Annotated in this window: 22 protein-coding genes; 10 read left to right on the plus strand and 12 right to left on the minus strand. The window is 54.5% G+C overall.

All coding sequences use genetic code 11. The features are described from left to right. Nucleotides 1-46: 46 nt before the first annotated feature. Nucleotides 47-1,240: a multidrug effflux MFS transporter gene (locus NR302_RS10590; protein ID WP_258143422.1), complete on the plus strand. Its 1,194-nt coding sequence runs from the start codon at nt 47-49 to the stop codon at nt 1,238-1,240. Here NR302_RS10590 and dadX read toward each other — a convergent pair. Both dadX and NR302_RS10600 read right to left on the minus strand, forming a co-directional pair. After that, nucleotides 1,233-2,303, minus strand: a complete 1,071-nt coding sequence (gene dadX / locus NR302_RS10595) for a catabolic alanine racemase DadX (RefSeq protein ID WP_154156347.1) — start codon at nt 2,301-2,303, stop codon at nt 1,233-1,235. The genes NR302_RS10590 and dadX overlap by 8 nt on opposite strands. Nucleotides 2,304-2,324: 21 nt before the next feature. Continuing rightward, entirely contained in the window at nt 2,325-3,626 is a 1,302-nt protein-coding gene (locus NR302_RS10600; RefSeq protein ID WP_008110371.1) for a D-amino acid dehydrogenase, read from the minus strand. A 494-nt stretch (nt 3,627-4,120) separates the two neighbouring features. Between NR302_RS10600 and NR302_RS10605 the strand changes: the two genes are divergently transcribed. Beyond that, nucleotides 4,121-5,656 (plus strand): SpoVR family protein, encoded by a 1,536-nt coding sequence (locus NR302_RS10605; protein WP_008110374.1) that lies wholly within the window; start codon nt 4,121-4,123, stop codon nt 5,654-5,656. A gap of 36 nt (nt 5,657-5,692) precedes the next feature. Here NR302_RS10605 and fadR read toward each other — a convergent pair whose 3' ends face one another. Further along, nucleotides 5,693-6,412, minus strand: coding sequence for a fatty acid metabolism transcriptional regulator FadR (gene fadR / locus NR302_RS10610; protein ID WP_008110376.1), 720 nt, complete (start codon nt 6,410-6,412; stop codon nt 5,693-5,695). Between the two features lie 320 nt (nt 6,413-6,732). On the opposite strand from fadR, the gene dsbB reads away from it, so the two are divergent. Next, complete coding sequence (gene dsbB / locus NR302_RS10615; protein ID WP_154156351.1) at nt 6,733-7,263, plus strand: disulfide bond formation protein DsbB; 531 nt, start codon at nt 6,733-6,735, stop codon at nt 7,261-7,263. A gap of 40 nt (nt 7,264-7,303) precedes the next feature. Here the strand turns inward: dsbB and NR302_RS10620 are convergent, their stop codons facing one another. The 3 genes from NR302_RS10620 to NR302_RS10630 all read right to left on the minus strand — a co-directional run bounded on the left by NR302_RS10620 (nt 7,304) and on the right by NR302_RS10630 (nt 9,017). Continuing rightward, nucleotides 7,304-7,750 (minus strand): YcgN family cysteine cluster protein, encoded by a 447-nt coding sequence (locus NR302_RS10620; RefSeq protein ID WP_008110381.1) that lies wholly within the window; start codon nt 7,748-7,750, stop codon nt 7,304-7,306. 64 nt (nt 7,751-7,814) lie between these two features. Continuing rightward, nucleotides 7,815-8,474 (minus strand): fumarylacetoacetate hydrolase family protein, encoded by a 660-nt coding sequence (locus tag NR302_RS10625; RefSeq protein WP_258143423.1) that lies wholly within the window; start codon nt 8,472-8,474, stop codon nt 7,815-7,817. Nucleotides 8,475-8,741: 267 nt separating this feature from the next. Continuing rightward, nucleotides 8,742-9,017, minus strand: coding sequence for a YcgL domain-containing protein (locus NR302_RS10630; RefSeq protein ID WP_007889664.1), 276 nt, complete (start codon nt 9,015-9,017; stop codon nt 8,742-8,744). 153 nt (nt 9,018-9,170) lie between these two features. Between NR302_RS10630 and minC the strand changes: the two genes are divergently transcribed. From minC to minE, 3 genes are read left to right on the plus strand one after another with little or no spacing between them, the layout of a single operon-like run. Continuing rightward, nucleotides 9,171-9,881, plus strand: a complete 711-nt coding sequence (gene minC, locus NR302_RS10635) for a septum site-determining protein MinC (RefSeq protein ID WP_258143424.1) — start codon at nt 9,171-9,173, stop codon at nt 9,879-9,881. Nucleotides 9,882-9,914: 33 nt separating this feature from the next. Next, a complete protein-coding gene (gene minD, locus NR302_RS10640) occupies nt 9,915-10,727 on the plus strand; it encodes a septum site-determining protein MinD (protein ID WP_007889662.1) in 813 nt (270 codons plus the stop codon). Nucleotides 10,728-10,730: 3 nt separating this feature from the next. Then, the gene (minE, locus tag NR302_RS10645; RefSeq protein ID WP_007889661.1) at nt 10,731-11,000 is read left to right on the plus strand and encodes a cell division topological specificity factor MinE; all 270 of its coding nucleotides are present in this window, start codon (nt 10,731-10,733) and stop codon (nt 10,998-11,000) included. 55 nt (nt 11,001-11,055) lie between these two features. Here the strand turns inward: minE and rnd are convergent, their stop codons facing one another. The 5 genes from rnd to NR302_RS10670 form a co-directional block, all read right to left on the minus strand. Beyond that, nucleotides 11,056-12,177, minus strand: a complete 1,122-nt coding sequence (gene rnd, locus NR302_RS10650) for a ribonuclease D (RefSeq protein ID WP_179450652.1) — start codon at nt 12,175-12,177, stop codon at nt 11,056-11,058. A gap of 98 nt (nt 12,178-12,275) precedes the next feature. Beyond that, nucleotides 12,276-13,952 (minus strand): long-chain-fatty-acid--CoA ligase FadD, encoded by a 1,677-nt coding sequence (gene fadD / locus NR302_RS10655; RefSeq protein ID WP_179450650.1) that lies wholly within the window; start codon nt 13,950-13,952, stop codon nt 12,276-12,278. A 209-nt stretch (nt 13,953-14,161) separates the two neighbouring features. Continuing rightward, a complete protein-coding gene (locus NR302_RS10660) occupies nt 14,162-14,755 on the minus strand; it encodes a Slp family lipoprotein (protein WP_154156357.1) in 594 nt (197 codons plus the stop codon). A gap of 60 nt (nt 14,756-14,815) precedes the next feature. Next, nucleotides 14,816-15,514: a tRNA (adenosine(37)-N6)-threonylcarbamoyltransferase complex dimerization subunit type 1 TsaB gene (gene tsaB / locus NR302_RS10665; RefSeq protein WP_258143425.1), complete on the minus strand. Its 699-nt coding sequence runs from the start codon at nt 15,512-15,514 to the stop codon at nt 14,816-14,818. 52 nt (nt 15,515-15,566) lie between these two features. After that, the gene (locus NR302_RS10670; protein WP_008110394.1) at nt 15,567-17,477 is read right to left on the minus strand and encodes an ATP-dependent DNA helicase; all 1,911 of its coding nucleotides are present in this window, start codon (nt 17,475-17,477) and stop codon (nt 15,567-15,569) included. Nucleotides 17,478-17,601: 124 nt separating this feature from the next. Between NR302_RS10670 and NR302_RS10675 the strand changes: the two genes are divergently transcribed. Continuing rightward, nucleotides 17,602-17,946: a RidA family protein gene (locus NR302_RS10675; RefSeq protein WP_061718729.1), complete on the plus strand. Its 345-nt coding sequence runs from the start codon at nt 17,602-17,604 to the stop codon at nt 17,944-17,946. Between the two features lie 14 nt (nt 17,947-17,960). Here NR302_RS10675 and NR302_RS10680 read toward each other — a convergent pair whose 3' ends face one another. After that, on the minus strand, nt 17,961-18,158 hold the full coding sequence (locus NR302_RS10680) for a YoaH family protein (protein ID WP_008110398.1): 198 nt from the start codon (nt 18,156-18,158) through the stop codon (nt 17,961-17,963). Between the two features lie 110 nt (nt 18,159-18,268). Here NR302_RS10680 and pabB point away from each other — a divergent pair, with 110 nt between their 5' ends. From pabB to NR302_RS10695, 3 genes are all read left to right on the plus strand, one after another. Further along, nucleotides 18,269-19,627 (plus strand): aminodeoxychorismate synthase component 1, encoded by a 1,359-nt coding sequence (gene pabB, locus NR302_RS10685; protein ID WP_258143426.1) that lies wholly within the window; start codon nt 18,269-18,271, stop codon nt 19,625-19,627. Between the two features lies 1 nt (nt 19,628). Further along, a complete protein-coding gene (locus NR302_RS10690) occupies nt 19,629-20,198 on the plus strand; it encodes a CoA pyrophosphatase (RefSeq protein ID WP_258143427.1) in 570 nt (189 codons plus the stop codon). A gap of 340 nt (nt 20,199-20,538) precedes the next feature. Next, nucleotides 20,539-21,903: an L-serine ammonia-lyase gene (locus NR302_RS10695; protein ID WP_061718726.1), complete on the plus strand. Its 1,365-nt coding sequence runs from the start codon at nt 20,539-20,541 to the stop codon at nt 21,901-21,903. The last annotated feature ends 95 nt before the right edge of the window (nt 21,904-21,998 follow it).

Here is a 21,998-nt window from a genome sequence, read left to right on the forward strand (position 1 = left end):
AGAGTCATTACCCTTCCGGATTGTTTAACAGGTCGTCCGGTTCGTAATGCAAAAATTCACCTTAATACTTCTTAGCCTGGTGCTGCTGGCGCCGCTGGGCATTGATCTTTACCTCCCTACATTGCCGCAAATCGCCGAAGGTCTTAATAGCCCGGTGAGCCTTATCCAAATCACAATTCCCCTGTTTTTATTGGTGATGGGCATCGGCCAACTGATTACCGGTCCGCTGGTGGATAATTTTGGTCGCAAGCCGATCGCCTTGATTGGTCTGGCGCTTTACATCGTTGGCAGCGCGATAGCCGCTACCAGCACGCTGTGGCCGGTGTTCTTCCTTGCGCGCATCATTCAGGGCTGCGCCGTGTGCTGCACTGCGGTGGTGGCATTTAGTGGCGTGCGCGATCGTCTCAGCGGCGAAGATGCCGCACGCGCTTACGGCTTTCTCAATGGTGCGCTGAATATCGTACCTGCGCTGGCACCGCTGCTTGGCGGGATTCTGGCTGAAGCCTACGGCTGGCGTATGCCGTTCTGGTTCCTGTGCGGCTATGCGGTGGTGATCGGCTTGATCGTGATGCTGTGGCTGCCGGAAACGCGTTCAGCTGACACGTTGCGCGTTAAAGGTTTACCGCTGGCGCAGTACGCTGCCATCGCCCGTGAACCGCGCTTCCTTGCCTTTGCTTTTGCCAATGCCGGCGCGCTAGGCATGGTGCTGACCTATGTGTCGCTGGCACCACACGTGCTGATGACCGAAGGCGGCCTGACGCCGCTACAATTCTCATTTGCCTTTGGCGCCAATGGTTTTTGGATCATGCTGGTTAGCGCTTTCGTGAACAAAACCATTCGCAAAGCGGGACGCCCGTTCTGTCTGGCGATGGGTTTCGCCACCATGTTGATCGGCGCGATTCTGTTAATGATGGGTACCACGCTATTACCGGCAGCGTGGCAAAACCATTGGTCGCTGTACATGATTCCGGTGGCGGTTTCCGTTGCTGGCCTGGCGTTCACGGTCGGTCCCGCAACCAGCTACGCGCTGGAGCCTTATCAGCAGCAAGCGGGCGTTGCTTCTGCACTGCAAGGATTTATTCAGATGGCGTGTGGTGCAGGCGGCAGCATGGCAATCGTGGCATTGCCGGTTGCGGAAAAATCGTCACTGGCATTGATGATGCTGCTGGGTGCAGCGCTGGCCATGACCGCCTGGCGCTGCAGCAAGAAGATGCACGGTCGCGTGACCGCGCTTAAATAACCTCAACCGGAACGCGTGGCGCGAGCGCGCACATCAGCTCGTAGCCCACCGTTCCGGCGGCTTTTGCCACCTCATCGATCTTCACCTGATTGCCCCACAGCTCAACCTTCGAACCGATGCCGGCCTGCGGGCAAGGTTCCAAATCGATCATCATCATGTCCATAGAAATGGCGCCGAGCGTTTGCGTGCGGATGCCATCCACGCTGACTGGCGTGCCGGTTGGCGCATGTCGCGGATAACCATCGGCGTAACCGCAGGCGACAATACCGATACGCTGCGCGCCGCTGGCGTGATAGCGATAACCGTAACCTACGCCTTCACCGGCATTCAGCTGCTGCACACCAATAATTTCGCTGCTGAGCGTCATTACCGGTTGCAATCCGGTGCTGGCGATATCCTGCCAGTCACCGCTCGGTGACGCACCGTAGAGAATAATGCCGGGACGCACCCAATCAAAATGCGCTTCAGGATGCCATAGCGTAGCCGCTGAGTTAGACAAGGAACGCGGGCATCCGAGCCCTTCCGCCGCCCGTTCAACGCACTTCATCGGCTCAACTAATCCTTGCGGATTCTCTGCATCGGCAAAGTGCGCCATTAACGTCATTTCACCGACGTTCGGCATAGCACGCAGTTTCTGCCACGCCGCATGCGCCTGCTCTGGACGGAAACCAAGTCGATTCATGCCGCTGTTGATTTTGAGGTAAACATCGACCGGTGCCGACAGTTGTGCTTTGGCTAGCGCCTGAATTTGCCAGTTGCTGTGTACGCTGGTAGTGAGGCGATAGCGATCGATCAGCGCTAAATCATCGGCATGGAAGAAGCCTTCCAACAGCAGGATAGGCTTTTTCCAGCCCTGCTCCCGCAGTAAGATCGCCTCTTCCATATTCAGCAGCGCAAAACCGTCGGTTTCGGCCAGACTTTGCCACACGCGGGCCACACCGTGACCATACGCATTGGCTTTCACCACCGACCAGACGCGTGATTGCGGTGCCGCCTGGCGTACGACAGCCAGATTATGACGCAGTGCCTGTTGATTGATGGTGGCACCGGTTGGACGTGACATGCTTTTACTCTCCCTGAGGTCTCAGCGCGCCGCGCTGGCGTTACGCAGCGGCGAAGAATGTGGCTCAAAACCTGGCAGGTAGCGCAGCACTGACAAATCATCTGCGGCAATCGCCGGTTTCTGACCGGAAATTAAATCAGCCAAAAGCTGACCGGAACCACAGGCCATCGTCCATCCCAGCGTACCGTGGCCGGTATTGAGATAGAGATTGGAGAGCGGCGTGCGCCCGACAATCGGCGTACCGTCTGGCGTCATTGGACGCAATCCGGTCCAGAACGTGGCCTGTTCGACAAATCCGCCTTCAGGATAGAGATCGCGGACCACCATCTCCAGCGTTTCGCGTCGTGCCGGCAACAGTTTGGTGTTAAAACCAACAATTTCTGCCATGCCGCCCACGCGGATGCGATCGTCAAAGCGCGTGACAGCCACTTTGTAGGTTTCGTCGAGGATGGTGGAAACCGGTGCAGCGTCAGCGTTCTTGATCGGGATGGTCAACGAATAACCCTTCAGCGGATAAACCGGGATGGCGAGGATGTCTTTCAGCAGCGCGGTGGAATAGGAACCGAACGCCACCACGTAAGCATCGGCTTTAATCACCTCATCGCCACACTTCACGCCATAAATGCGATTGCCCTCGCGCAGCAACTGATCAACCGACGTGTTGTAGCGGAAGGTCACGCCCGCCGCCGCAGCCATTTCGGCCAGGCGCTGAGTAAACAGCTGGCAGTCGCCGGTTTCGTCGTTAGGGAGACGTAAACCGCCGGTGAGTTTATGCGCCGTCGCCGCTAGCGCGGGTTCGACATTTTTCAGCTGATGCGCTTCCAGTAATTCATAGGGAACGCCCGCATCGCGCAGCACGGCGATATCTTTGCTGGCGCTTTCGAACTGTTGCTGCGTACGGAACAGCTGCAGCGTGCCGCCCTGACGACCTTCATAGGCGATGCCGGTGCTGGCGCGCAGTGTTTTCAGGCAGTCGCGGCTGTACTCCGCGATACGTACCATGCGGCTTTTATTCTCTTGATAATGCTGCATGTCGCAGTTACGCAGCATATTCCACATCCATTCCAGTTGGAACTTACTGCCATCGAGACGAACCGCCAGCGGCGCGTGACGCTGGAACATCCATTTGACCGCTTTCAGCGGAACGCCCGGCGCCGCCCAAGGCGCGGCATAGCCCGGTGAGATCTGCCCCGCATTACCGGCGCTGGTTTCCAGCGCGGCGGCAGGCTGACGATCGATAACCGTGACCTCATGTCCGGCCTGCGCCAGGTACCAGGCGCTCGCCACGCCTACAACACCACTACCAAGAATCACTACGCGCATAAGCCCCTCGTCGCAGCAAAAGAATAATTAACTATTAACCAAGCCCAAGACAGCATAACCCGACCGCCACTTAAATCTTACATTCGACCGACTTATTTCACATGTTTTTTACCTGGCTGCACACTGAAATCATGCAATAGAGCCAAAATCAGGATTTTTTATGCCTTAAATCCCTTAATCAGCAATTTATTATGCGGATGGCAGCGGTTTTGACTTTTTTCAGGAGAAAGCGCCGCAGTCATACAATCCACTTATAAACAGAATATTGTTCTGACAAATAAAATAAAACCAATATTTGTCATCAGTATCGACTTAACTAACGCTTTTTGAATGATTTTCTGCCAAAAGAATTCGATTGAGATTCAGTTTCGGATAGGCGACAGTGGACTATCATTGAAGTGTTCGCTCAGTTTTATTGGGCCATCTTTACTCAGGATGAGGCCTTAAACGATCGTGACAGGTAATTCCTGCCGCTTGCAAAACAGAGGTGCGCTATGACGACAATCTTTGACGAGCCAACCCGCAACAGTAAACGACTCAGTGATGGTCCCGACTGGACTTTCGAACTGCTGGATGATTATCTGGCGGAAATTGACCGCGTAGCCAAAAGTTACGGACTGGAAACCTATCCGCACCAAATTGAAGTGATCACCTCCGAACAGATGATGGATGCCTACTCCAGCGTGGGTATGCCGATTAACTATGCACACTGGTCGTTCGGCAAGAAATTCATCGAAACGGAACAGCGCTATAAGCACGGTCAGCAAGGCCTGGCGTATGAGATCGTCATCAACTCCAATCCGTGTATCGCCTATTTGATGGAAGAGAACACCATGACCATGCAGGCGCTGGTGATGGCGCACGCCTGTTACGGTCACAACTCGTTCTTCAAAAATAACTATCTGTTCCGCAGCTGGACCGATGCCAGTTCCATCGTGGATTACCTGCTCTTCGCCAGAAATTACATTACCGACTGCGAAGAGCGCTACGGCGTGGAGGAAGTTGAACGGCTGCTCGATTCCTGCCATGCGCTGATGAACTACGGCGTGGATCGCTACAAACGTCCGCAGAAAATTTCGCTGCAGGAAGAGAAAGCTCGCCAGCAGAGCCGTGAAGAGTATTTGCAGAGTCAGGTTAATACGCTGTGGCGTACCTTGCCGCGTAAAGAGAAGGAGTCGGTGCATATTGAGGCATCGCGCTACCCTTCTGAACCGCAGGAAAACCTGCTCTATTTCATGGAAAAAAATGCGCCGCTGCTGGAATCCTGGCAACGTGAAGTGCTGCGCATTGTGCGTAAAGTTAGCCAGTATTTTTATCCGCAGAAACAGACGCAGGTAATGAATGAAGGCTGGGCCACGTTCTGGCACTACACCATCCTTAATCATCTGTATGACGAAGGCAAAGTGTCGGAACGCTTTATGATGGAGTTCCTGCACAGCCACACCAACGTGGTGTATCAGCCGCCGTATAACAGTCAGTGGTATAACGGCATCAACCCGTATGCGCTGGGCTTTGCGATGTTCCAGGACATCAAGCGTATTTGTCAGACGCCAACCGAAGAAGACCGCTACTGGTTCCCGGACATTGCTGGTTCGGACTGGCTGAAAACCATGCATTTCGCCATGCGCGAGTTTAAGGATGAGAGCTTTATCAGCCAGTTCCTGTCACCGAAAGTGATGCGTGATTTCCGTCTGTTCACGGTAATGGATGATGACCGCAACAATTTCCTCGAAATTGCAGCGATCCATGATGAAGCGGGTTATCGCGCCATTCGTCAGCAGTTGTCGGCGCAATACAATCTGAGCAATCTGGAACCGAACATTCAGGTCTACAACGTGGATTTACGTGGCGACCGCTCACTGACATTGCGTTATGTGCCGCAACAGCGTGCGCCGCTCGATAAGAGCCGCAAAGAAGTGTTGAAGCATGTGCATCGTTTGTGGGGCTTTGATGTGATTCTGGAGCAACAGAATGAAGACGGCAGCGTCGAGTTGCTGGATCGTTCACCCGCGCGCGGCCCAACGCTATAAAGCAAAAAACCGGACTGTTGAGGTCCGGTTTTTCTTTTATCGCTTGCTGGCTAAATCGTCCGGCATGCTTTTCTGCATCTTATGCCAAATCTCACCGCTGCGGCGTCCGTATTCACGCACGCTATCGACAATCTGCTCCTGCGATGGGTTGGCCACGCACAGGTCAGCCAATTGGCGATAGAAGTTACGCGCCAGTTCACGCGCTTCCAGGCTGGAGAAGTAGTGACGACCAACGCGGGTATACAAGCCTTTCAGGCCGTTCAAAATCAGACCATAAATCGGGTTGCCCGAGGCAAACGCCAGGCCGCGGAACACGCGATAATCCAGCTCGGTATAGGCTTCGGCTTTATCTTCCTCAATCAGCGCATTCTCCAGCACTTCACGCGCTTTTTCTGGATGATGACGCAGCGCACGGCTGATAAAAATCGACGAAATGTTGGTGCGCACCGACAGCAAATTATCAATCAACTGCGGGACGCTATCGTGATCGAGTCGGGCCAGGGTTTCGAGGATGTTTAAACCGGAGGTTTCCCAGAAATCGTTAACGCGCGTCGGTTTGCCATGTTGAATGGTCAACCAGCCATCACGCGCCAGACGCTGCAACACTTCACGCAACGTGGTGCGTGTTACGCCAATCAGTTCAGAAAGCTCACGTTCGGCAGGTAGAATGGATCCCGGCGGAAAACGACTGTTCCAGATGCTTTCAATAATATACTCTTCAGCAAATCCCGCGGGGCTCTGCGCCTTAATCACCATAGCATTTATTTCTCGTTGCTTTCTTTATCGTAATGCGACTCATCATACCAGAGCGGCTATAGCGGAAATAGCCTGCCAACCGATTAAAAGCGCGCGCTGGCGCAAAATTCAGCCGTGAATTCAGAGGAAATTCCCCGGTCAGGCACACGTTTGCGCTGCGTCTGCAGCTTGCGCTCTTCGGGTCATGCGCTCAACAGACACTTTTTTGGCCTCAACGCGACTTAAGTCATTTTTGTACATGATTTTTTCCCGTTACCTGGCTGGCACGGTTGCGCTTTTGGTTTACACTGCGAAACATTAACGGTTACAGGAAAAGCAATATGTTGCGATATTTGAATCAATGCTCGCGTGGACGCGGTGCCTGGCTTCTGCTGGCCCTGACGGCGTTGGCGTTTGAATTGACGGCGTTGTATTTTCAGCACGTGATGGGGCTGCAGCCCTGCGTAATGTGTATTTATGAGCGTTGCGCGCTGTTTGGCGTGATGGGCGCGGGCATTGTGGGCGCTATTGCGCCGAAAACACCGCTACGCTGGGCGGCCATTCTCATCTGGATCTACAGCGCGATTGAAGGCACGCGCCTCTCTTACGATCACACCATGATTCAACTGCATCCCAACCCGTTTGTCACCTGCGACTTTGCCGCGCGTTTCCCAACCTGGTTGCCGCTGGATAAATGGTTGCCTTCTGTATTCGTAGCGAGCGGTGATTGCGCCGAGCGCGGCTGGACCTTCCTGACCTGGAGCATGCCGCAGTGGATGATCGTGATTTTTGCCGCTTATCTGCTGGTGGCGCTGCTGGTGCTGATTGCACAACCGTTCAAACCGAAACGCCGCGATCTGTTCGGGCGCTAAGCACAAACAAAACAGGCAGCCTTGGCTGCCTGTTTTATGCTTAACCGTTACGATCCGGTCGATCGATTATATGCTCTTCCCAATCCCGCACTTCACTCTCTCGCACCGCAATAAAACGCACGGAAATGCGCTGCGCATGCATCGCCTTTTTAGAACCGGCGATCAGCGGATGCCACGCCGGCAAGGTTTTGCCTTCTCCCAAAACACGATAGGCGCAGGTGCGCGGCAGCCATTCAAAACTGGTGAGGTTTTCACGCGTCAGTTTGATGCAATTCTCTTCCAACTCAAAACGATGCTCGTAGTTACGACACTGGCAGGTTTTGATATTCAGCTGATTGCAGGCCACGTTGGTGAAGTAGATTTCGTCGGTGTCCGCATCCTGCAACTTATTCAGGCAACATTGGCCGCAGCCGTCGCACAGGGATTCCCACTCTGCGTCGTTCATTTGGTCAAGGCGTTTAGTCTGCCAGAAAGGTTGTTCAGTCATGATGGCGGTCCGGGTTAGCAAAGAGACCGCACCTTATAAAGGTTCAGGTGCGGTGATGCAAGTTTTACAGAACGCGCGTCGAAATACCGTGACCGGCCAGCGTGATTTCCAGCTTATCGCCAGAACGCATCGGGCCAACGCCTTCTGGCGTCCCGGTCAGCACCACATCGCCCGCGCGCAGAGTGAAATACTGGCTCATATAGGCAATCAGCGGCAAAATTTTGTGGATCATATCGGCGGTCGTGCCGTGCTGGCGCACTTCGCCGTTAACAATCAGCTTCAGTTCGGTGTCCTGAGGATCGCCGCTAAACTCAGAAACGGGAATAAAACCCGACAGCGGACACGAGTTATCGAAACCTTTGGATTTTTCCCACGGTTGGCCCGCTTTCTTCAAACCGGCCTGCACGTCGCGTAAGGTCAAATCCAGCGCGACGCCATAGCCAGCAATCGCCTTCGCCACGTGCTCTTCGCTCGCCTGTTTCAGCGTTGAGCCAATCAGCACTACCAGCTCCACTTCATGATGCACTTCACCAAAATTTGCCGGAATCGACAGCGGCTGGCGCAAATCGCACACCGCAGTTTCCGGTTTGATAAACACCACCGGTTCGGTTGGCGTGGCACTTCCCATCTCCTTTATGTGCTTCGCATAGTTGCTGCCGACGCAAACCACTTTGCTGACCGGATAATCCAACAGAGCGCCCTGCCAGTTACGATGCTGATACATGCTATTCCCCTGCTTTGGTTGTGTTTGCCGCCAGTGCATCTGGCGATGAAGTCTGGCTCAGTGCCGGAACGCGGCAGGCTGAGGTGGAATATATTAGCGGGTTTATGGCGGCAGGCGTGGCGGAAATTGTCAAAAGTCGTTAATCGTATACAACAAAATCAGCTAAACGCTTTGATAATTGCCCGCAATAAAGGGTTAAAGCGGGCAGTTAATTAACGCAAATAGCACTGATTATTTCTACAGGATATATTTACAGATGAATCTGAATTAATCTTTTTTACCCTGATCGAGATGAATGTTGAGCAGACTTTCAACCGGTGGTGGAATTTGCAAATAATAGCCGTGTTCGCTTAAACCTTGCTTAACTTTATTGATATCCGCGTTAGCCAGCTTGTCGCGCTTATCCAGCGATAACACCATTGCCAGCTGGGGTTTGCCGAAGCCACGCAGCAGTTCTTCTGGTACCCGTGAAAAATCGTCTTTTTTTTCAACATACAGATAAGTCTGTTCACGTTGCGGGCTTCTGTAGATCACACAAAACATATTTTTTACTCGAATTAACCGATGGCGTCACTTGCCTGAATATAGCAGTAACTATAACATGCTTGCAGAACTTCGAATATTGACCGTTTGATGTTATTGCCGATTTTATCGGCGTACATTTAAGGGTCGTAAAACAGGACTGAGTCAGCACAGATGTCGCAAACGCCAATCGAATTCAAGGGAAGCAGTTTTACCCTGTCAGTCGTTCATCTGCATCATTCGCAACCCGAGGTGATTCGTCAGGCGCTACAGGACAAAATCGATCAGGCACCTGCCTTTTTGCTGAATGCGCCGGTGGTGCTGAATGTTTCTGCGCTAACCGGCGACATTAACTGGAAACAGATGCAACAAGCGGTGATGGCGACCGGTCTGCGTATCGTCGGTGTCAGCGGTTGCAAAGATGAAGCCCTGAAAAAAATGATTGCCCGCGCGGGTTTGCCGGTACTTTCGGAAGGTAAAGAGAGCCGCAAACAGGCTGCGGCTCCCATGGTTGAAGCCGCGCCGGTTGTTCCGGCAGTGATCGCTGAAGCCGCCAGTAAAACCCGCATCATTAATACGCCGGTGCGTTCGGGCCAACAGATTTATGCGCGCAATGCCGACCTCATCGTCACCAGCAGCGTCAGCGCCGGTGCCGAATTGGTTGCCGACGGCAACATCCATATTTACGGCATGATGCGCGGTCGCGCGTTGGCCGGTGTCGGCGGACAACGCGACAGCCAGATTTTTTGCACCAACCTCGCCGCAGAGTTGGTCTCTATTGCCGGGGAATATTGGATGATGGATCACATTCCGGCGGAATTCTTTGGTAAAGCGGCGCGTCTGAGTCTCCAAGATGGCGCGCTGACCATTCAGACACTTAATTAAGCCCCTTTTCTTTCGTTAAGGAAATCAACATTTATGGCACGCATTATTGTAGTTACATCGGGTAAAGGGGGCGTTGGCAAGACCACGTCAAGCGCGGCCATCGCCACCGGCTTAGCGCAGAAAGGCAAAAAAACCGTCGTCATCGATTTCGATATCGGCCTGCGTAACCTCGATTTGATCATGGGCTGTGAACGCCGCGTGGTGTATGACTTTGTTAACGTCATTCAGGGTGACGCGACGCTGAACCAGGCACTGATTCGCGACAAGCGTACAGAGCAGCTTTATATTTTGCCAGCTTCACAGACGCGTGATAAAGATGCGCTGACGCGTGAAGGCGTTGAGAAAGTGCTGAACGATCTGGCGGCGATGGAGTTTGACTTTATCGTCTGCGACTCACCAGCAGGTATCGAAACTGGCGCTCTGATGGCGTTGTACTTCGCTGATGAAGCCATCATCACCACCAACCCGGAAGTCTCTTCAGTACGTGACTCCGACCGTATTCTCGGCATCATCTCTTCGAAATCCCGTCGTGCAGAGAACAGTCAGGATCCGGTGAAAGAGCATCTGCTGCTGACTCGTTACAATCCTGGCCGCGTTACCCGTGGCGATATGCTGAGCATGGAAGATGTGCTGGAAATTTTGCGCATTCCACTGGTTGGCGTCATCCCGGAAGATCAATCTGTCCTGCGCGCCTCTAACCAGGGTGAGCCGGTGATCCTCGACGCAAACGCTGACGCCGGTAAAGCCTATGCTGATACCGTAGATCGCCTGCTTGGCGAAGAACGCCCCTTCCGCTTTATTGAAGAAGAGAAGAAGGGTTTCCTTAAACGCCTGTTCGGGGGATAACCAATGGCATTACTTGATTTCTTTTTATCCCGTAAGAAGAACACAGCCAATATAGCCAAGGAAAGGCTGCAGATTATCGTAGCCGAACGCAGAAGGGGCGACAGTGAGCCCCACTATCTGCCGCAGCTGAAGCGCGATATTTTGGAAGTGATCTGTAAATACGTAAAAATTGACCCGGATATGGTGACCGTTCAGCTGGATCAGAAAGGGGATGATATCTCCATCCTCGAGCTCAACGTAACGCTGCCGGAGCCGGAAGACGTTCCTAAATGATTAAAGCGGTTTCCTGATTTTCCCCTGCGGTATTGCGCAGGGGAAAATACTACCGTTACAGTGCCTGCAGAATCTCGTCGATACCCGCTTTCAGCAAATCGCCCCGCCAGCCTGTCTGTAATTCAGGTGTGCGCGACGCGGTTTTCAATCCCCAATGCACACTCAGCACCTGATTGATCTGGCGACGTGATGCCAGCAGTTCCTGACTGAAACCACTCTCTTCACTTACCTGTTGCACCAGCGCTTTAATGGCTTTAAACGCCTGCTTGTAATGCGGATGATCGATCAGATTAGGCAGCGGTGGCGGCAAGGTTGATTCATCCTGCGCCTGTGCTTCAGCCACCAGCGCCACCATCGCTTTACCGTGGAAGCGGATTTCATGGCCGTTCAGACCTAAATGATCCAGCTCACCAAGGCTGCCTGGCATAAAGCGCGCCACTTTCCACAGATTCTCTTCGCGTACCACGAAGTTCACCGCCATATCTTTTTGTCGGGCGATGTTTAAACGCCATGCCGCCAGACGCTGCAACGCCGCCAGCTGACGCGGACGCAGTTGCCACGCATTAGTGATATCGCGCCAGGCTTCTTCCGGCTGCAGCACATCGAGGCGGCGCTGGCACAGCAAATTGCATTCGCTTAACGCCGCCGCCATATTGCCGGCTTCCTCGGTTTGCGCCACCAGCTGATGGGCAATCGGCAGCAGATAGGCGACATCGGCGGCGGCATATTCGCATTGACGCTCGGTCAGCGGACGCGCCAGCCAATCGGTACGAGACTCACTTTTATCCAGCTCAATCTGGTTGAAATGCATCACCATCGAGGCAAAACCCCACGACAGCGCCTGGCCGCTAAAGGCCGCCAGAATTTGCGTATCAATCATCGGATCGGGCAGGCATTTAAAACGATGCAGGAACACTTCCAGATCTTCGCCACCCGCGTGCAGGAATTTGGTGACCTGCTTATCCTGCAGCAACGCCACAAACGGCGTCCAGTCACTGATATTAAGCGGATCGATCAGGATCAATTGGTCGCCATCAAACAGCTGAATCAGGCCGAGCTGCGGATAGTAAGTGCGTGTACGCACGAATTCGGTGTCCAGCGCCACGGCAGCGTGCTGGCGTGCCTTCTCGCACACGGCGGCCAGTTGGTCATTTTGGTCGATCAGGGTGTAATTCACGTTGTCTTTCTCGCTGCGGCAAACTACGCGCAGCGCTCCATGTTAAAAGCAATAAAAACGCCGGACTGTGCCGGCGTTAACCTGAGGAGAATGGCGCATTACTGCCCTTCTCGCTTCGCCTCATCACGCAATTCGCGACGCAGAATTTTGCCTACATTGGTCTTTGGCAACTCGTCACGAAACTCGATAATCTTCGGTACTTTGTAGCCGGTGAGCTGGCGACGGCAGTGATCCAGCACCTCTTCTTTGGTCAGTGAGGGATCTTTCTTCACGATGCACACTTTAACCGCTTCGCCCGACAGATCGCTGGGAACACCAATCGCCGCAGCTTCACGCACTTTCTCGTGCTGCATCAGCACATCTTCGATCTCGTTAGGATACACGTTAAAGCCTGACACCAGAATCATGTCTTTCTTACGATCGACGATGCGAATAAAGCCTTCACTATCAACGGTAACAATATCACCGGTATGCAGCCAGCCATTTTTCAGCACTTCATCGGTCGCATCAGCGCGCTGCCAGTAGCCAGTCATCACCTGCGGGCCGCGAATACACAGCTCGCCCGGTTCGCCTGGCGCGACATCTTTGTCTTCATCATCGACGATGCGCACATCGGTGGACGGCACCGGCAAACCAATGCTGCCAGTGTGACAGGTGATGTCATACGGATTCACTGACACCAGCGGCGAACACTCGGTCAGGCCGTAACCTTCCAGCAGATAGTGTCCGGTAAGTTTTTCCCAGCGCTCGGCGACCGCTTTTTGCACAGCCATGCCGCCTCCTGCAGACAGGCGCAGCGTGGAGAAATCGAGCTTATTAAAATTGGCATCATTCAGCAGTGCATTGAACAAGGTGTTCACGCCGGTGATGGCGGTAAACGGGAACTTGCTGAGCTCTTTGACAAAGCCGGGAATATCGCGTGGATTGGTAATCAGCAGGTTTGTGCCGCCAAGATCGAGGAACAGCAGCCCGTTCACCGTCAGCGCAAAAATGTGGTAGAGCGGCAGCGCGGTCACCACTTGCTCTTTGCCGGGACGCAGCAGTTTGCCGTAAGTAGCTTTGGTCTGTTCCAGATTGGCCTGCATATTGCGGTGCGTTAGCATCGCGCCTTTGGCCACGCCGGTGGTGCCGCCGGTGTATTGCAGGAAGGCGAGATCGTCATTGGTCACGGTTGGGCGTTGATAGGTCATCTGTTCGCCCTGCGACAAGGCGCTGCGGAACGGCACCGCGCCCGGCAGGTGGTATTTCGGCACCAGCTTTTTCACGTATTTAACGACGAAGTTCACCAGCGTGGCTTTCACCGGCGCCAGCTGATCGCCCATACGCGTTAGCATCACATGTTTGATCGGCGTTTCGGCCACCACTTTTTCCAGCGTGTGGGCAAAGTTCGAGACGATGACAATGGCGCTGGCACCGCTATCAACTAGCTGATGCTTGAGTTCCCGTGGCGTGTAAAGCGGATTGACGTTCACCACCACCATGCCAGCGCGCAATACGCCAAACAGCGCGACGGGATATTGCAGCAGGTTTGGCATCATCAGCGCCACGCGATCGCCCTGCTTCAAACCTAAACCTTGCTGCAGCCAGGCGGCAAAGGCGCGGCTCTGCTTTTCCAGCTGCCGATAGGTCATTGGCTGGCCCATATTAATGAAAGCCACCTGATCGGCGTATTGCTCTGCTGCGTGCTCGAAAAGATCGACCAATGAAGCGTAACGATCCGCATTAATTTCCGCAGGGACATCTGCCGGATAGCGTTTGAGCCAAACCTTATTCAAAGAATCACCCCGATAATCTTGTTGCGTAGCCATCGCCGCCTCGACAATCAATGTTGTTAACAATATTTTAACTGATTGTACCAGTTTGCCTGTTTCGGCATTTTCAGGTTGCGAAGCGCATCACTAAATTTCGCGCATCGGTTGCGCGCCCAATAAAAAGGCCCGTTCGCAAGCACCGCGACCGGGCCGTAAATAACATAATAAAAAACTTACTCGGTAAGGATTGTTTGCACCTGCGCCGGTTGGCCGAGGTTCATGCCCCAATAGGGATTCGGTCCCCAATATCCCGCACGATGGCGCGTTGGGCCATACCAGATATACGGATCAATCGGCTGCGGCGGCGTCATCACCTGTTGCGTCAGATGCCAGCGCTGATAACCGCGCACATCGATCACCACAAAGTTGTAGCTGGCCTTACCAATATCGCCTTTCTCAATGCCTTTGATGTTGCCCAGCACCGTGATGTATTGGTTATTCAAATCGACCGGATCGACAAAGCCACGGATGTCGGCAAAGATGCGGCCAACCGAGGCTGCACCCAAACGCGGACGCGCGCTCTCATCCAGCGGTTGGGTCGCAATCTCTACGCGAGTTAAGTCGTTAAGATTGGTGACTTTCACCACTTTCCCGCCGAAGCGTGCTTCCTGGCCGACAAACAGTTGCGGCGCGTTCATCACGCGCAGTAAATCTTGCTGTGGAAGCTCAGAACTTCCTTTAATTGAATCTGGCACCGAAACACAGCCGCTGAGCAGCATTGCGCAGGCTAACAGAGCGCCAGACATCCCTTTACGACTTATTGGCATAGCACTTCTCCTGTTATTTCTCTGATTAGACTGAGCCCGCGGAGATAAGTTGCGCGCGACTTAGCGGCCCGGCAACTTTTTCCATGCCACTTCATTGCGCAGATAAACCGGCTCGGCATTCTCCACCGCGACCGCTTCGTCACGCTGCCAGGTGCTGAGCGCCAGCGGCAGCATATCTTCGGCGGCAGGTAATAACACGTCTGAAGCAATAAGCTGTGCGCCTGGCGAGGTCAACAGATGCGGATAGGCTTGCCAGCCGGTGCCAACGGCAGTCCATTCGCCGCTTAATGCCGCAATACGTTCCTGTGCTACTTCGGGTTTGATCACCGCTTCGGTTTCCGCACCCAGCCATTCGCCGTTTTCGTCGCGCTGATATTCAGCCCAATAGAGTTCGCCCATACGCGCGTCAATCGCCGCCAGCACGCGGGTTGCGCCGGTTAAACGCCACGCGCCCTGCGCCATAGTCGCTAATGAGGAGACGCCGATCATCGGCAGATTCGCGCCAAGTGCCAGCCCTTGAGCAATACCAATGCCGATACGCACGCCGGTAAAACTGCCCGGACCCCGGCCAAACGCCAGCACGTCAAGCGCGGTCAGATCCAGCTGCTGCGCCTGCAACAGCTCCTGCACCAGCGGCAAAATACGTTGGGTGTGATCGCGCGGGGCGATTTCAAAGCGGGCATCAATCTGCTGCAGATTTTGCAGCGCGGCAGAACAGGCTTCTGTCGCCGTGTCCAGGGCTAAAATTCGGGCGGACATAACAACCTCAGAGAGTCAAAATGGCGCGCATCTTATCACAGCCTGGCACAAATTAGTGATCCGCAGGCTGACGGACAAATTCGATGGCGCGCGCAATATCGCGGGTGCGCGGCGTGGGCGGCAAACTGTTGAGGAACAGGCCGCCGTAAGGGCGTGAAACCAGGCGCTGATCGCAAATCACCAGCACACCGCGATCTTCCGTATCACGAATCAAACGCCCCACACCCTGTTTCAGGGTGATCACCGCATCGGGCAGTTGCACATCATTAAAGGGATCGCCGCCGCGCAGGCGACAATCTTCCATGCGTGCTTTGAGCAGCGGATCTTCCGGCGAGGTAAAAGGCAGCTTGTCGATGATTACCAGCGACAACGCATCGCCGCGCACGTCGACACCTTCCCAGAAGCTGCTGGTCGCGACCAATAGCGCGTTACCGGCTTCGAGGAACTGCTTCAGCAACTGTCCTTTACTGGTTTCGCCCTGCAGCAGCACCGGCAACGTCATCGAAGCGCGAAACTCGATGGCTAACTCGCGCATCATCTTGTGCGAAGTGCAGAGGAAGAAGCAGCGGCCTTTGTTGGCATCAATCAGCGGCTTCATCATGCGCGCCAGCTGGCGAGCGCCGCCGGGATGATTGGGTTCCGGCATATTACGCGGCACGCACAGCAGCGCTTGCTGGGTGTAATCGAACGGGCTGTCGAGAATCATGGTGGTGGCGTTATCCACGCCAAGGCGACTGGAGAAATGGCTCATCTGCTCATTTACCGCCAGCGTGGCAGACGTGAAAATCCACGCCGCTTTACGGTTATCCATCACTTCCCGGAAACGTTCCGCCACCGACAACGGCGTCAGCGCCAGCGTGAAATGGCGGCTGTTACATTCATACCAATAGCTGAAGCCCGGCTCATCAATGGCGCGCAGACGTTTCAGGCGCGTGCGATACAGCGCCGCGCGCTCAAAGGCGGCGTCCAGCAGCGCGGAGCGCCCGAGCGACAGTTTGATCACGTCGTAACAGAGTTCGAGCGCATCATCCAGCAAGGTAAACATGCGCATGATGTTGTTGTCGCTCAGCAAATCGCGCAGATTGCCGCGAAAGCCCGGTTCGCCGAGCGTCAAACGGAAATCCTGTGCGCACTGCGCCAGGCGATCGGCAGATTTTTGAAGCTGCTGCACATCCCGCACTTCGGTGCGATAGGCGATGATGATGTCTTTGGCGAGGTCTTGCAATTGGCGGCTCGACAGCTGCTGACCGAAATACTGGCTGGCGATATCGGGCAACTGATGCGCTTCATCGAAGATCATCACATCAGCCTCTGGGATCAGTTCGCCAAAGCCGCCCTCTTTCACCACCAAATCGGCGAGAAACAGATGATGGTTCACCACCACCACATCGGCATCCATGGCTTTTTTACGCGCTTTGACCACGAAGCAATCTTTATACAGCGGGCAATCGCTGCCGAGGCAGTTATCGTTGGTGCTGGTGACAAACGGCCAGATCGGGCTGTCTTCGGCCACGCCGTTGCAGTTGCTGACGTCGCCATCGGTGGTTTCTGACGACCAGCCGCGCACGCTGATCAAATCGCCCAGCGCCTGTACGCTGAGATCACCGCCGGTTTGATTCTGCTGCTCAAGACGTTCGAGGCATAAATAGTTGGAGCGCCCTTTCAACAGCGCGGTTTTGCCGCTGAACTTCAAGGCACGCGCGATGGTGGGCAGATCGCGGTTATAGAGCTGATCCTGCAATGCTTTGGAGCCAGTGGAGACAATGACTTTTTTCTTCGCCCGCAATGCCGGCGCCAGATAGGCATAGGTTTTACCGGTTCCGGTGCCCGCTTCGACCACCAGCTCGCCGCCTTTTTTGACCGCCTCGGTGACCGCTTTGGCCATTTGGCGCTGTGCTTCACGCGGTTTAAAGCCCGGAATTGCCTGCGCCAGGGCGCCGTCAGCTGCAAAATCGTCTGCCACACTTCCTCACATCAAAAATAAAAACCACTGTAATTATGTCAGGATTCCCGGCAGGCAACCACAACAGATGACATACGCCCCTGGGATATGGCAGGCTAGCGCAGCAAAATTAAAGGAGAACAGCATGACCATTACGCGTATTGATCCTGAGCACCGCATGTCGGAAGCCGTGGTGCATAACCAAACCGTCTATTACACCAGCGTACCGGAAAATCTGGATGAAGATGCGGAAGCGCAAACTGCCAATGCGCTGGCAGTGATTGACGCCATTCTGACGCGCGTGGGATCGGATAAGAGCAAGATCCTCGACGCCACCATTTTTCTGGTGGAGAAAAGCGATTTCCCGGCGATGAATCGCGCCTGGGATGCGTGGGTTTCACCGGGCAATGCGCCGGTGCGTTGCACCGTGCAGGCCGGTTTGATGAACCCGAAGTATAAAGTCGAAATTAAAATCATCGCCGCGCTGTAAAATCCGTTTGGGCGTTATTCGTTGTCGTCTTCTTCATCCTCGTCGTCTTCGAACATCGCCCGAATCGCTTCACCTTTGTAGGTTTGACGAATTTCCTGCGCCACTTGCGCAATCGCCTGTCCGCTCGACATACCGCCCGCCATTAATTCCTGGATGCGTTCAACCGCTTGCTGCTGTTGCTCGTGGGATAACGCTGGAAGACCTGTAAACATAATTCACTCCTGGTGCATGGGGGACGCATTATTACCACGTGGAACAAACGGGTGCCAGCAACAAAAAAATATGTCAGGCTAGCCACCTGCTTGCTGAAGTGATTTGTCCCATGATGGTAAAAAGCCTCGTTCTGAAGTATACGCCCGAAACGCTGTTACACCTTTTTGCTCCGCTCGCCCACCAATGCTGGGCGATGTTGCTGACCTCCGGCCAGGCCGATCACGCGGATAACCGCTTTGATATCCTCACCGCCGACCCGCTCGCCACACTGACCACGCGCGGCGCCAGCACCGAAATTACCTGTGGTGATGAAGTGATTCACTCCGCCGCCGATCCACTGCTGCTGGTGCAACAGCAATGTGACGCGCTGGGTGTTAAGCCCGCTTTTGATGCCGATTTACCCTTTCAGGGCGGCGCATTGGGTCTGTTCGGTTACGATTTGGGACGGCGCTTTGAAACTCTGCCGCAGCGTGCGCAGCAGGATCTCACCACGCCGGATATGGCGGTGGGCATTTATGACTGGGCGCTGATCGCCGATCACCATCTGCAAAAACTGACGCTGATTTCGCTCAACGATGCCGAACAGCGCTGGCAATGGCTGCAAGCACAGGTCGCACCGCCAGCCGAGCCCTTCTCCTTGACCAGCGAATGGCAATCGAATCTCAGTTTTGACGCCTATGCGCAGCGGTTCCACGCGGTGCAGGCTTATATTCAGGCCGGTGATTGCTATCAGGTGAATCTGGCGCAGCGCTTTCAGGCGGGCTATCGCGGCGATGAGTGGCAGGCATTTTTGCGTCTCACGCAGGCGAATCGCGCGCCATTCAGCGCCTTCCTGCGTTTGCCAAACAGCGCGCTGCTGAGTTTATCGCCTGAGCGTTTTCTCTCTTTACAGCAGCAGGAGATTGAAACGCGTCCGATTAAAGGCACCTTGCCGCGTCTTGCTGATGCCGAAGCCGATCGTTTGCAGGCAGAGAAACTCGCCAACTCAGAGAAAGATCGCGCTGAGAATCTGATGATTGTCGATCTGCTGCGCAATGATATTGGCCGCGTGGCCGTGCCCGGCAGCGTCAGCGTGCCGGAACTGTTCGTGGTCGAGCCTTTCCCGGCAGTGCATCATCTGGTTAGCACCGTGCGTGCACGTTTGCCTGAGACGCTGAAAGCTACCGATCTGCTGCGCGCCTGTTTCCCTGGCGGTTCAATTACCGGCGCACCCAAAATCCGCGCGATGGAGATTATCGAAGAGTTAGAGCCGCATCGCCGCAATGCGTGGTGTGGCAGCATCGGTTACATCAGCCTGTGCGGCAGCATGGATACCAGCATTACCATTCGCACGCTGATTGCGGAAAACCATCAGCTCTACTGCGCCGCCGGCGGTGGATTGGTGGCGGATAGCGACCTGAACGCCGAATATCAGGAAACCTTTCATAAGGTGAATCGTATTCTGCCCAGCCTGCGCGATGAGACCTGAAATGAGTTTAACCCTTGAGCAATTCCTCAGCCGCTTTGTCCTGCAACCGCCTTTGCACGTGCCAAAAAGCGCTATCAGCGGACGACGTGCGGCGGTGCTGGTGCCGGTTATTAGCGGCGCGGAACCCGGCTTGCTGCTCACGCGCCGCTCATCACACCTGCGGAAACACGCGGGGCAAGTGGCGTTTCCCGGCGGCATGCAGGATGCCACTGACGCGTCGCTGATCCACACCGCGCTGCGTGAAGCGCAGGAGGAAGTGGGTATCCAGCCGGATCAAGTGCAGATCATCGGCGTTCTGCCGCCGGTAACCAGCAGCACCGGTTTCGCCGTGACGCCGGTGGTGGGCATTATTCCAGCCAATTTTGCTTTGCTGCTTAATCCGGACGAAGTGGAAAGCGCCTTTGCCATGCCGCTGGCGGAAGCACTACGTTTGAGCCGTTACAGCGATCTCACCTTACGGCGCGGTCATCGCCAACATCAGGTTTGGTTGTCATGGTATGAGGATTACTTTATCTGGGGCATGACCGCCGGGATTATTCGTGCGCTCGGTCAACAAATCGCCCTACCTTAAATCCTCTAATGCTCCTCAGTTAAGCGCCTTTCGGTCACCATAAATGGCGACCCTACAGTGGATTGACGCGTTTATCGTAGGGTGCGCATTAATGCGCACCTGCATACAGATGCATATTAATGCTTAACTAACCAGCAATTTGCCCTAAATCCGCCACTTCGTGAGCCTTTCACCAGAAAAACCGATCCGCTTCACAACTGCAGAAACGGATAACTATTTCTGTGGTTTATAATTAGTTTATTTCATGCGAAAAGCTGCTCGTTATCCGACATGGGCGATTACTATTAGCCGCATAAACGGCTTCTGCCGTGCAGAATAAGATTTGTGAGGAGTGTCACCGGTGATTAGTGTTTTTGACATGTTTAAAGTGGGCATCGGCCCATCCAGTTCACATACCGTCGGCCCGATGAAAGCGGGCAAGCAGTTTGTTGATCTGCTGGCCGAACAAGGCAAATTGCAGGACGTGACGCGCGTGGCGGTCGACGTCTACGGTTCACTTTCGCTCACTGGCAAAGGTCACCACACCGATATCGCGATTATCATGGGCCTGGCGGGTTTCGAACCGGCCACCGTGGATATCGATGGCATTCCCGCGTTCATCAAAGACGTGGAGCAACGCGAACGTCTGCTGTTAGCCAAGGGCGCGCGCGAAGTGGATTTCCCCCGTGAAGGCGGCATGGTGTTCCGCAGCGAAAACCTGTCGCTGCATGAGAATGGCATGACGGTGTTCGCTTTCGCTGGCGATGTGATGATCTTGAGTAAAACCTACTATTCCATCGGCGGCGGTTTCATCATTGATGAAGAGCATTTCGGCCAGCCGGTGCTGGACGAAGTTTCTGTGCCGTGGCCGTTCCACTCTGCTAAAGAGCTGCTCAGCCATTGTCGCGAAAGCGGCCTGTCGCTGTCTGGTTTGGTGATGAAAAACGAACTGGCGCTGCATACTCGCGACGAGATTCACGCCTATTTTGGTCATGTGTGGCAAACCATGCAGGCCTGTATCGATCGCGGTCTCAATACCGAAGGCGTGCTACCGGGCCCACTGCGCGTACCACGTCGCGCAGCTTCCTTACGCCGTCTGCTGGTTTCATCTTCTAAGCATTCGAAAGATCCGATGGATGTCATCGACTGGGTGAACATGTTCGCGCTGGCGGTCAATGAAGAGAATGCGGCCGGTGGTCGTGTGGTGACAGCACCCACCAACGGTGCCTGCGGCATCGTGCCGGCGGTGCTGGCCTATTACGATCACTTTATCGAACCCGTTACGCCCGATATCTTTATCCGCTACTTCCTCGCCTCTGGCGCCATTGGCGTGCTGTATAAAATGAACGCCTCAATTTCAGGTGCCGAAGTGGGTTGTCAGGGCGAAGTTGGCGTGGCGTGTTCCATGGCGGCCGCCGGTCTGGCGGAACTGCTCGGCGGCAGCCCGGAGCAAGTTTGCGTCGCGGCGGAAATCGGTATGGAACACAATCTGGGATTAACCTGCGATCCAGTCGCCGGCCAGGTTCAGGTGCCGTGCATTGAGCGTAACGCCATCGCTTCCGTGAAAGCCATCAACTCCGCACGCATGGCACTGCGTCGCACCAGTGAACCGCGCGTGTCGCTGGATAAAGTGATTGAGACCATGTACGAAACCGGTAAGGACATGAACGCCAAATACCGTGAAACCTCACGCGGCGGATTGGCGATTAAGGTCCAGTGCGACTAATACTCCGCTGATGATTAAAGCAACAGTTGAATATTTTTCTGCATCTGTTGCTACCTCCAACTGAGTAAACCAGATACATTGATTTTGAGCGCGGC

Source organism: Pantoea sp. SOD02, assembly GCF_024707505.1.
GTDB classification, from domain to species: Bacteria; Pseudomonadota; Gammaproteobacteria; order Enterobacterales; family Enterobacteriaceae; genus Pantoea; species Pantoea symbiotica.

What these genes read in the sequence shown, in the direction of transcription:
- NR302_RS10590 (WP_258143422.1), top strand. Translation starts at nt 47, where the DNA reads ATGCAAAAATTCACCTTAATACTTCTTAGCCTGGTGCTGCTGGCGCCG.
- dadX (WP_154156347.1), bottom strand. Translation starts at nt 2,303, where the DNA reads ATGTCACGTCCAACCGGTGCCACCATCAATCAACAGGCACTGCGTCAT.
- NR302_RS10600 (WP_008110371.1), bottom strand. Translation starts at nt 3,626, where the DNA reads ATGCGCGTAGTGATTCTTGGTAGTGGTGTTGTAGGCGTGGCGAGCGCC.
- NR302_RS10605 (WP_008110374.1), top strand. Translation starts at nt 4,121, where the DNA reads ATGACGACAATCTTTGACGAGCCAACCCGCAACAGTAAACGACTCAGT.
- fadR (WP_008110376.1), bottom strand. Translation starts at nt 6,412, where the DNA reads ATGGTGATTAAGGCGCAGAGCCCCGCGGGATTTGCTGAAGAGTATATT.
- dsbB (WP_154156351.1), top strand. Translation starts at nt 6,733, where the DNA reads ATGTTGCGATATTTGAATCAATGCTCGCGTGGACGCGGTGCCTGGCTT.
- NR302_RS10620 (WP_008110381.1), bottom strand. Translation starts at nt 7,750, where the DNA reads ATGACTGAACAACCTTTCTGGCAGACTAAACGCCTTGACCAAATGAAC.
- NR302_RS10625 (WP_258143423.1), bottom strand. Translation starts at nt 8,474, where the DNA reads ATGTATCAGCATCGTAACTGGCAGGGCGCTCTGTTGGATTATCCGGTC.
- NR302_RS10630 (WP_007889664.1), bottom strand. Translation starts at nt 9,017, where the DNA reads ATGTTTTGTGTGATCTACAGAAGCCCGCAACGTGAACAGACTTATCTG.
- minC (WP_258143424.1), top strand. Translation starts at nt 9,171, where the DNA reads ATGTCGCAAACGCCAATCGAATTCAAGGGAAGCAGTTTTACCCTGTCA.
- minD (WP_007889662.1), top strand. Translation starts at nt 9,915, where the DNA reads ATGGCACGCATTATTGTAGTTACATCGGGTAAAGGGGGCGTTGGCAAG.
- minE (WP_007889661.1), top strand. Translation starts at nt 10,731, where the DNA reads ATGGCATTACTTGATTTCTTTTTATCCCGTAAGAAGAACACAGCCAAT.
- NR302_RS10660 (WP_154156357.1), bottom strand. Translation starts at nt 14,755, where the DNA reads ATGCCAATAAGTCGTAAAGGGATGTCTGGCGCTCTGTTAGCCTGCGCA.
- tsaB (WP_258143425.1), bottom strand. Translation starts at nt 15,514, where the DNA reads ATGTCCGCCCGAATTTTAGCCCTGGACACGGCGACAGAAGCCTGTTCT.
- NR302_RS10675 (WP_061718729.1), top strand. Translation starts at nt 17,602, where the DNA reads ATGACCATTACGCGTATTGATCCTGAGCACCGCATGTCGGAAGCCGTG.
- NR302_RS10680 (WP_008110398.1), bottom strand. Translation starts at nt 18,158, where the DNA reads ATGTTTACAGGTCTTCCAGCGTTATCCCACGAGCAACAGCAGCAAGCG.
- pabB (WP_258143426.1), top strand. Translation starts at nt 18,269, where the DNA reads ATGATGGTAAAAAGCCTCGTTCTGAAGTATACGCCCGAAACGCTGTTA.
- NR302_RS10690 (WP_258143427.1), top strand. Translation starts at nt 19,629, where the DNA reads ATGAGTTTAACCCTTGAGCAATTCCTCAGCCGCTTTGTCCTGCAACCG.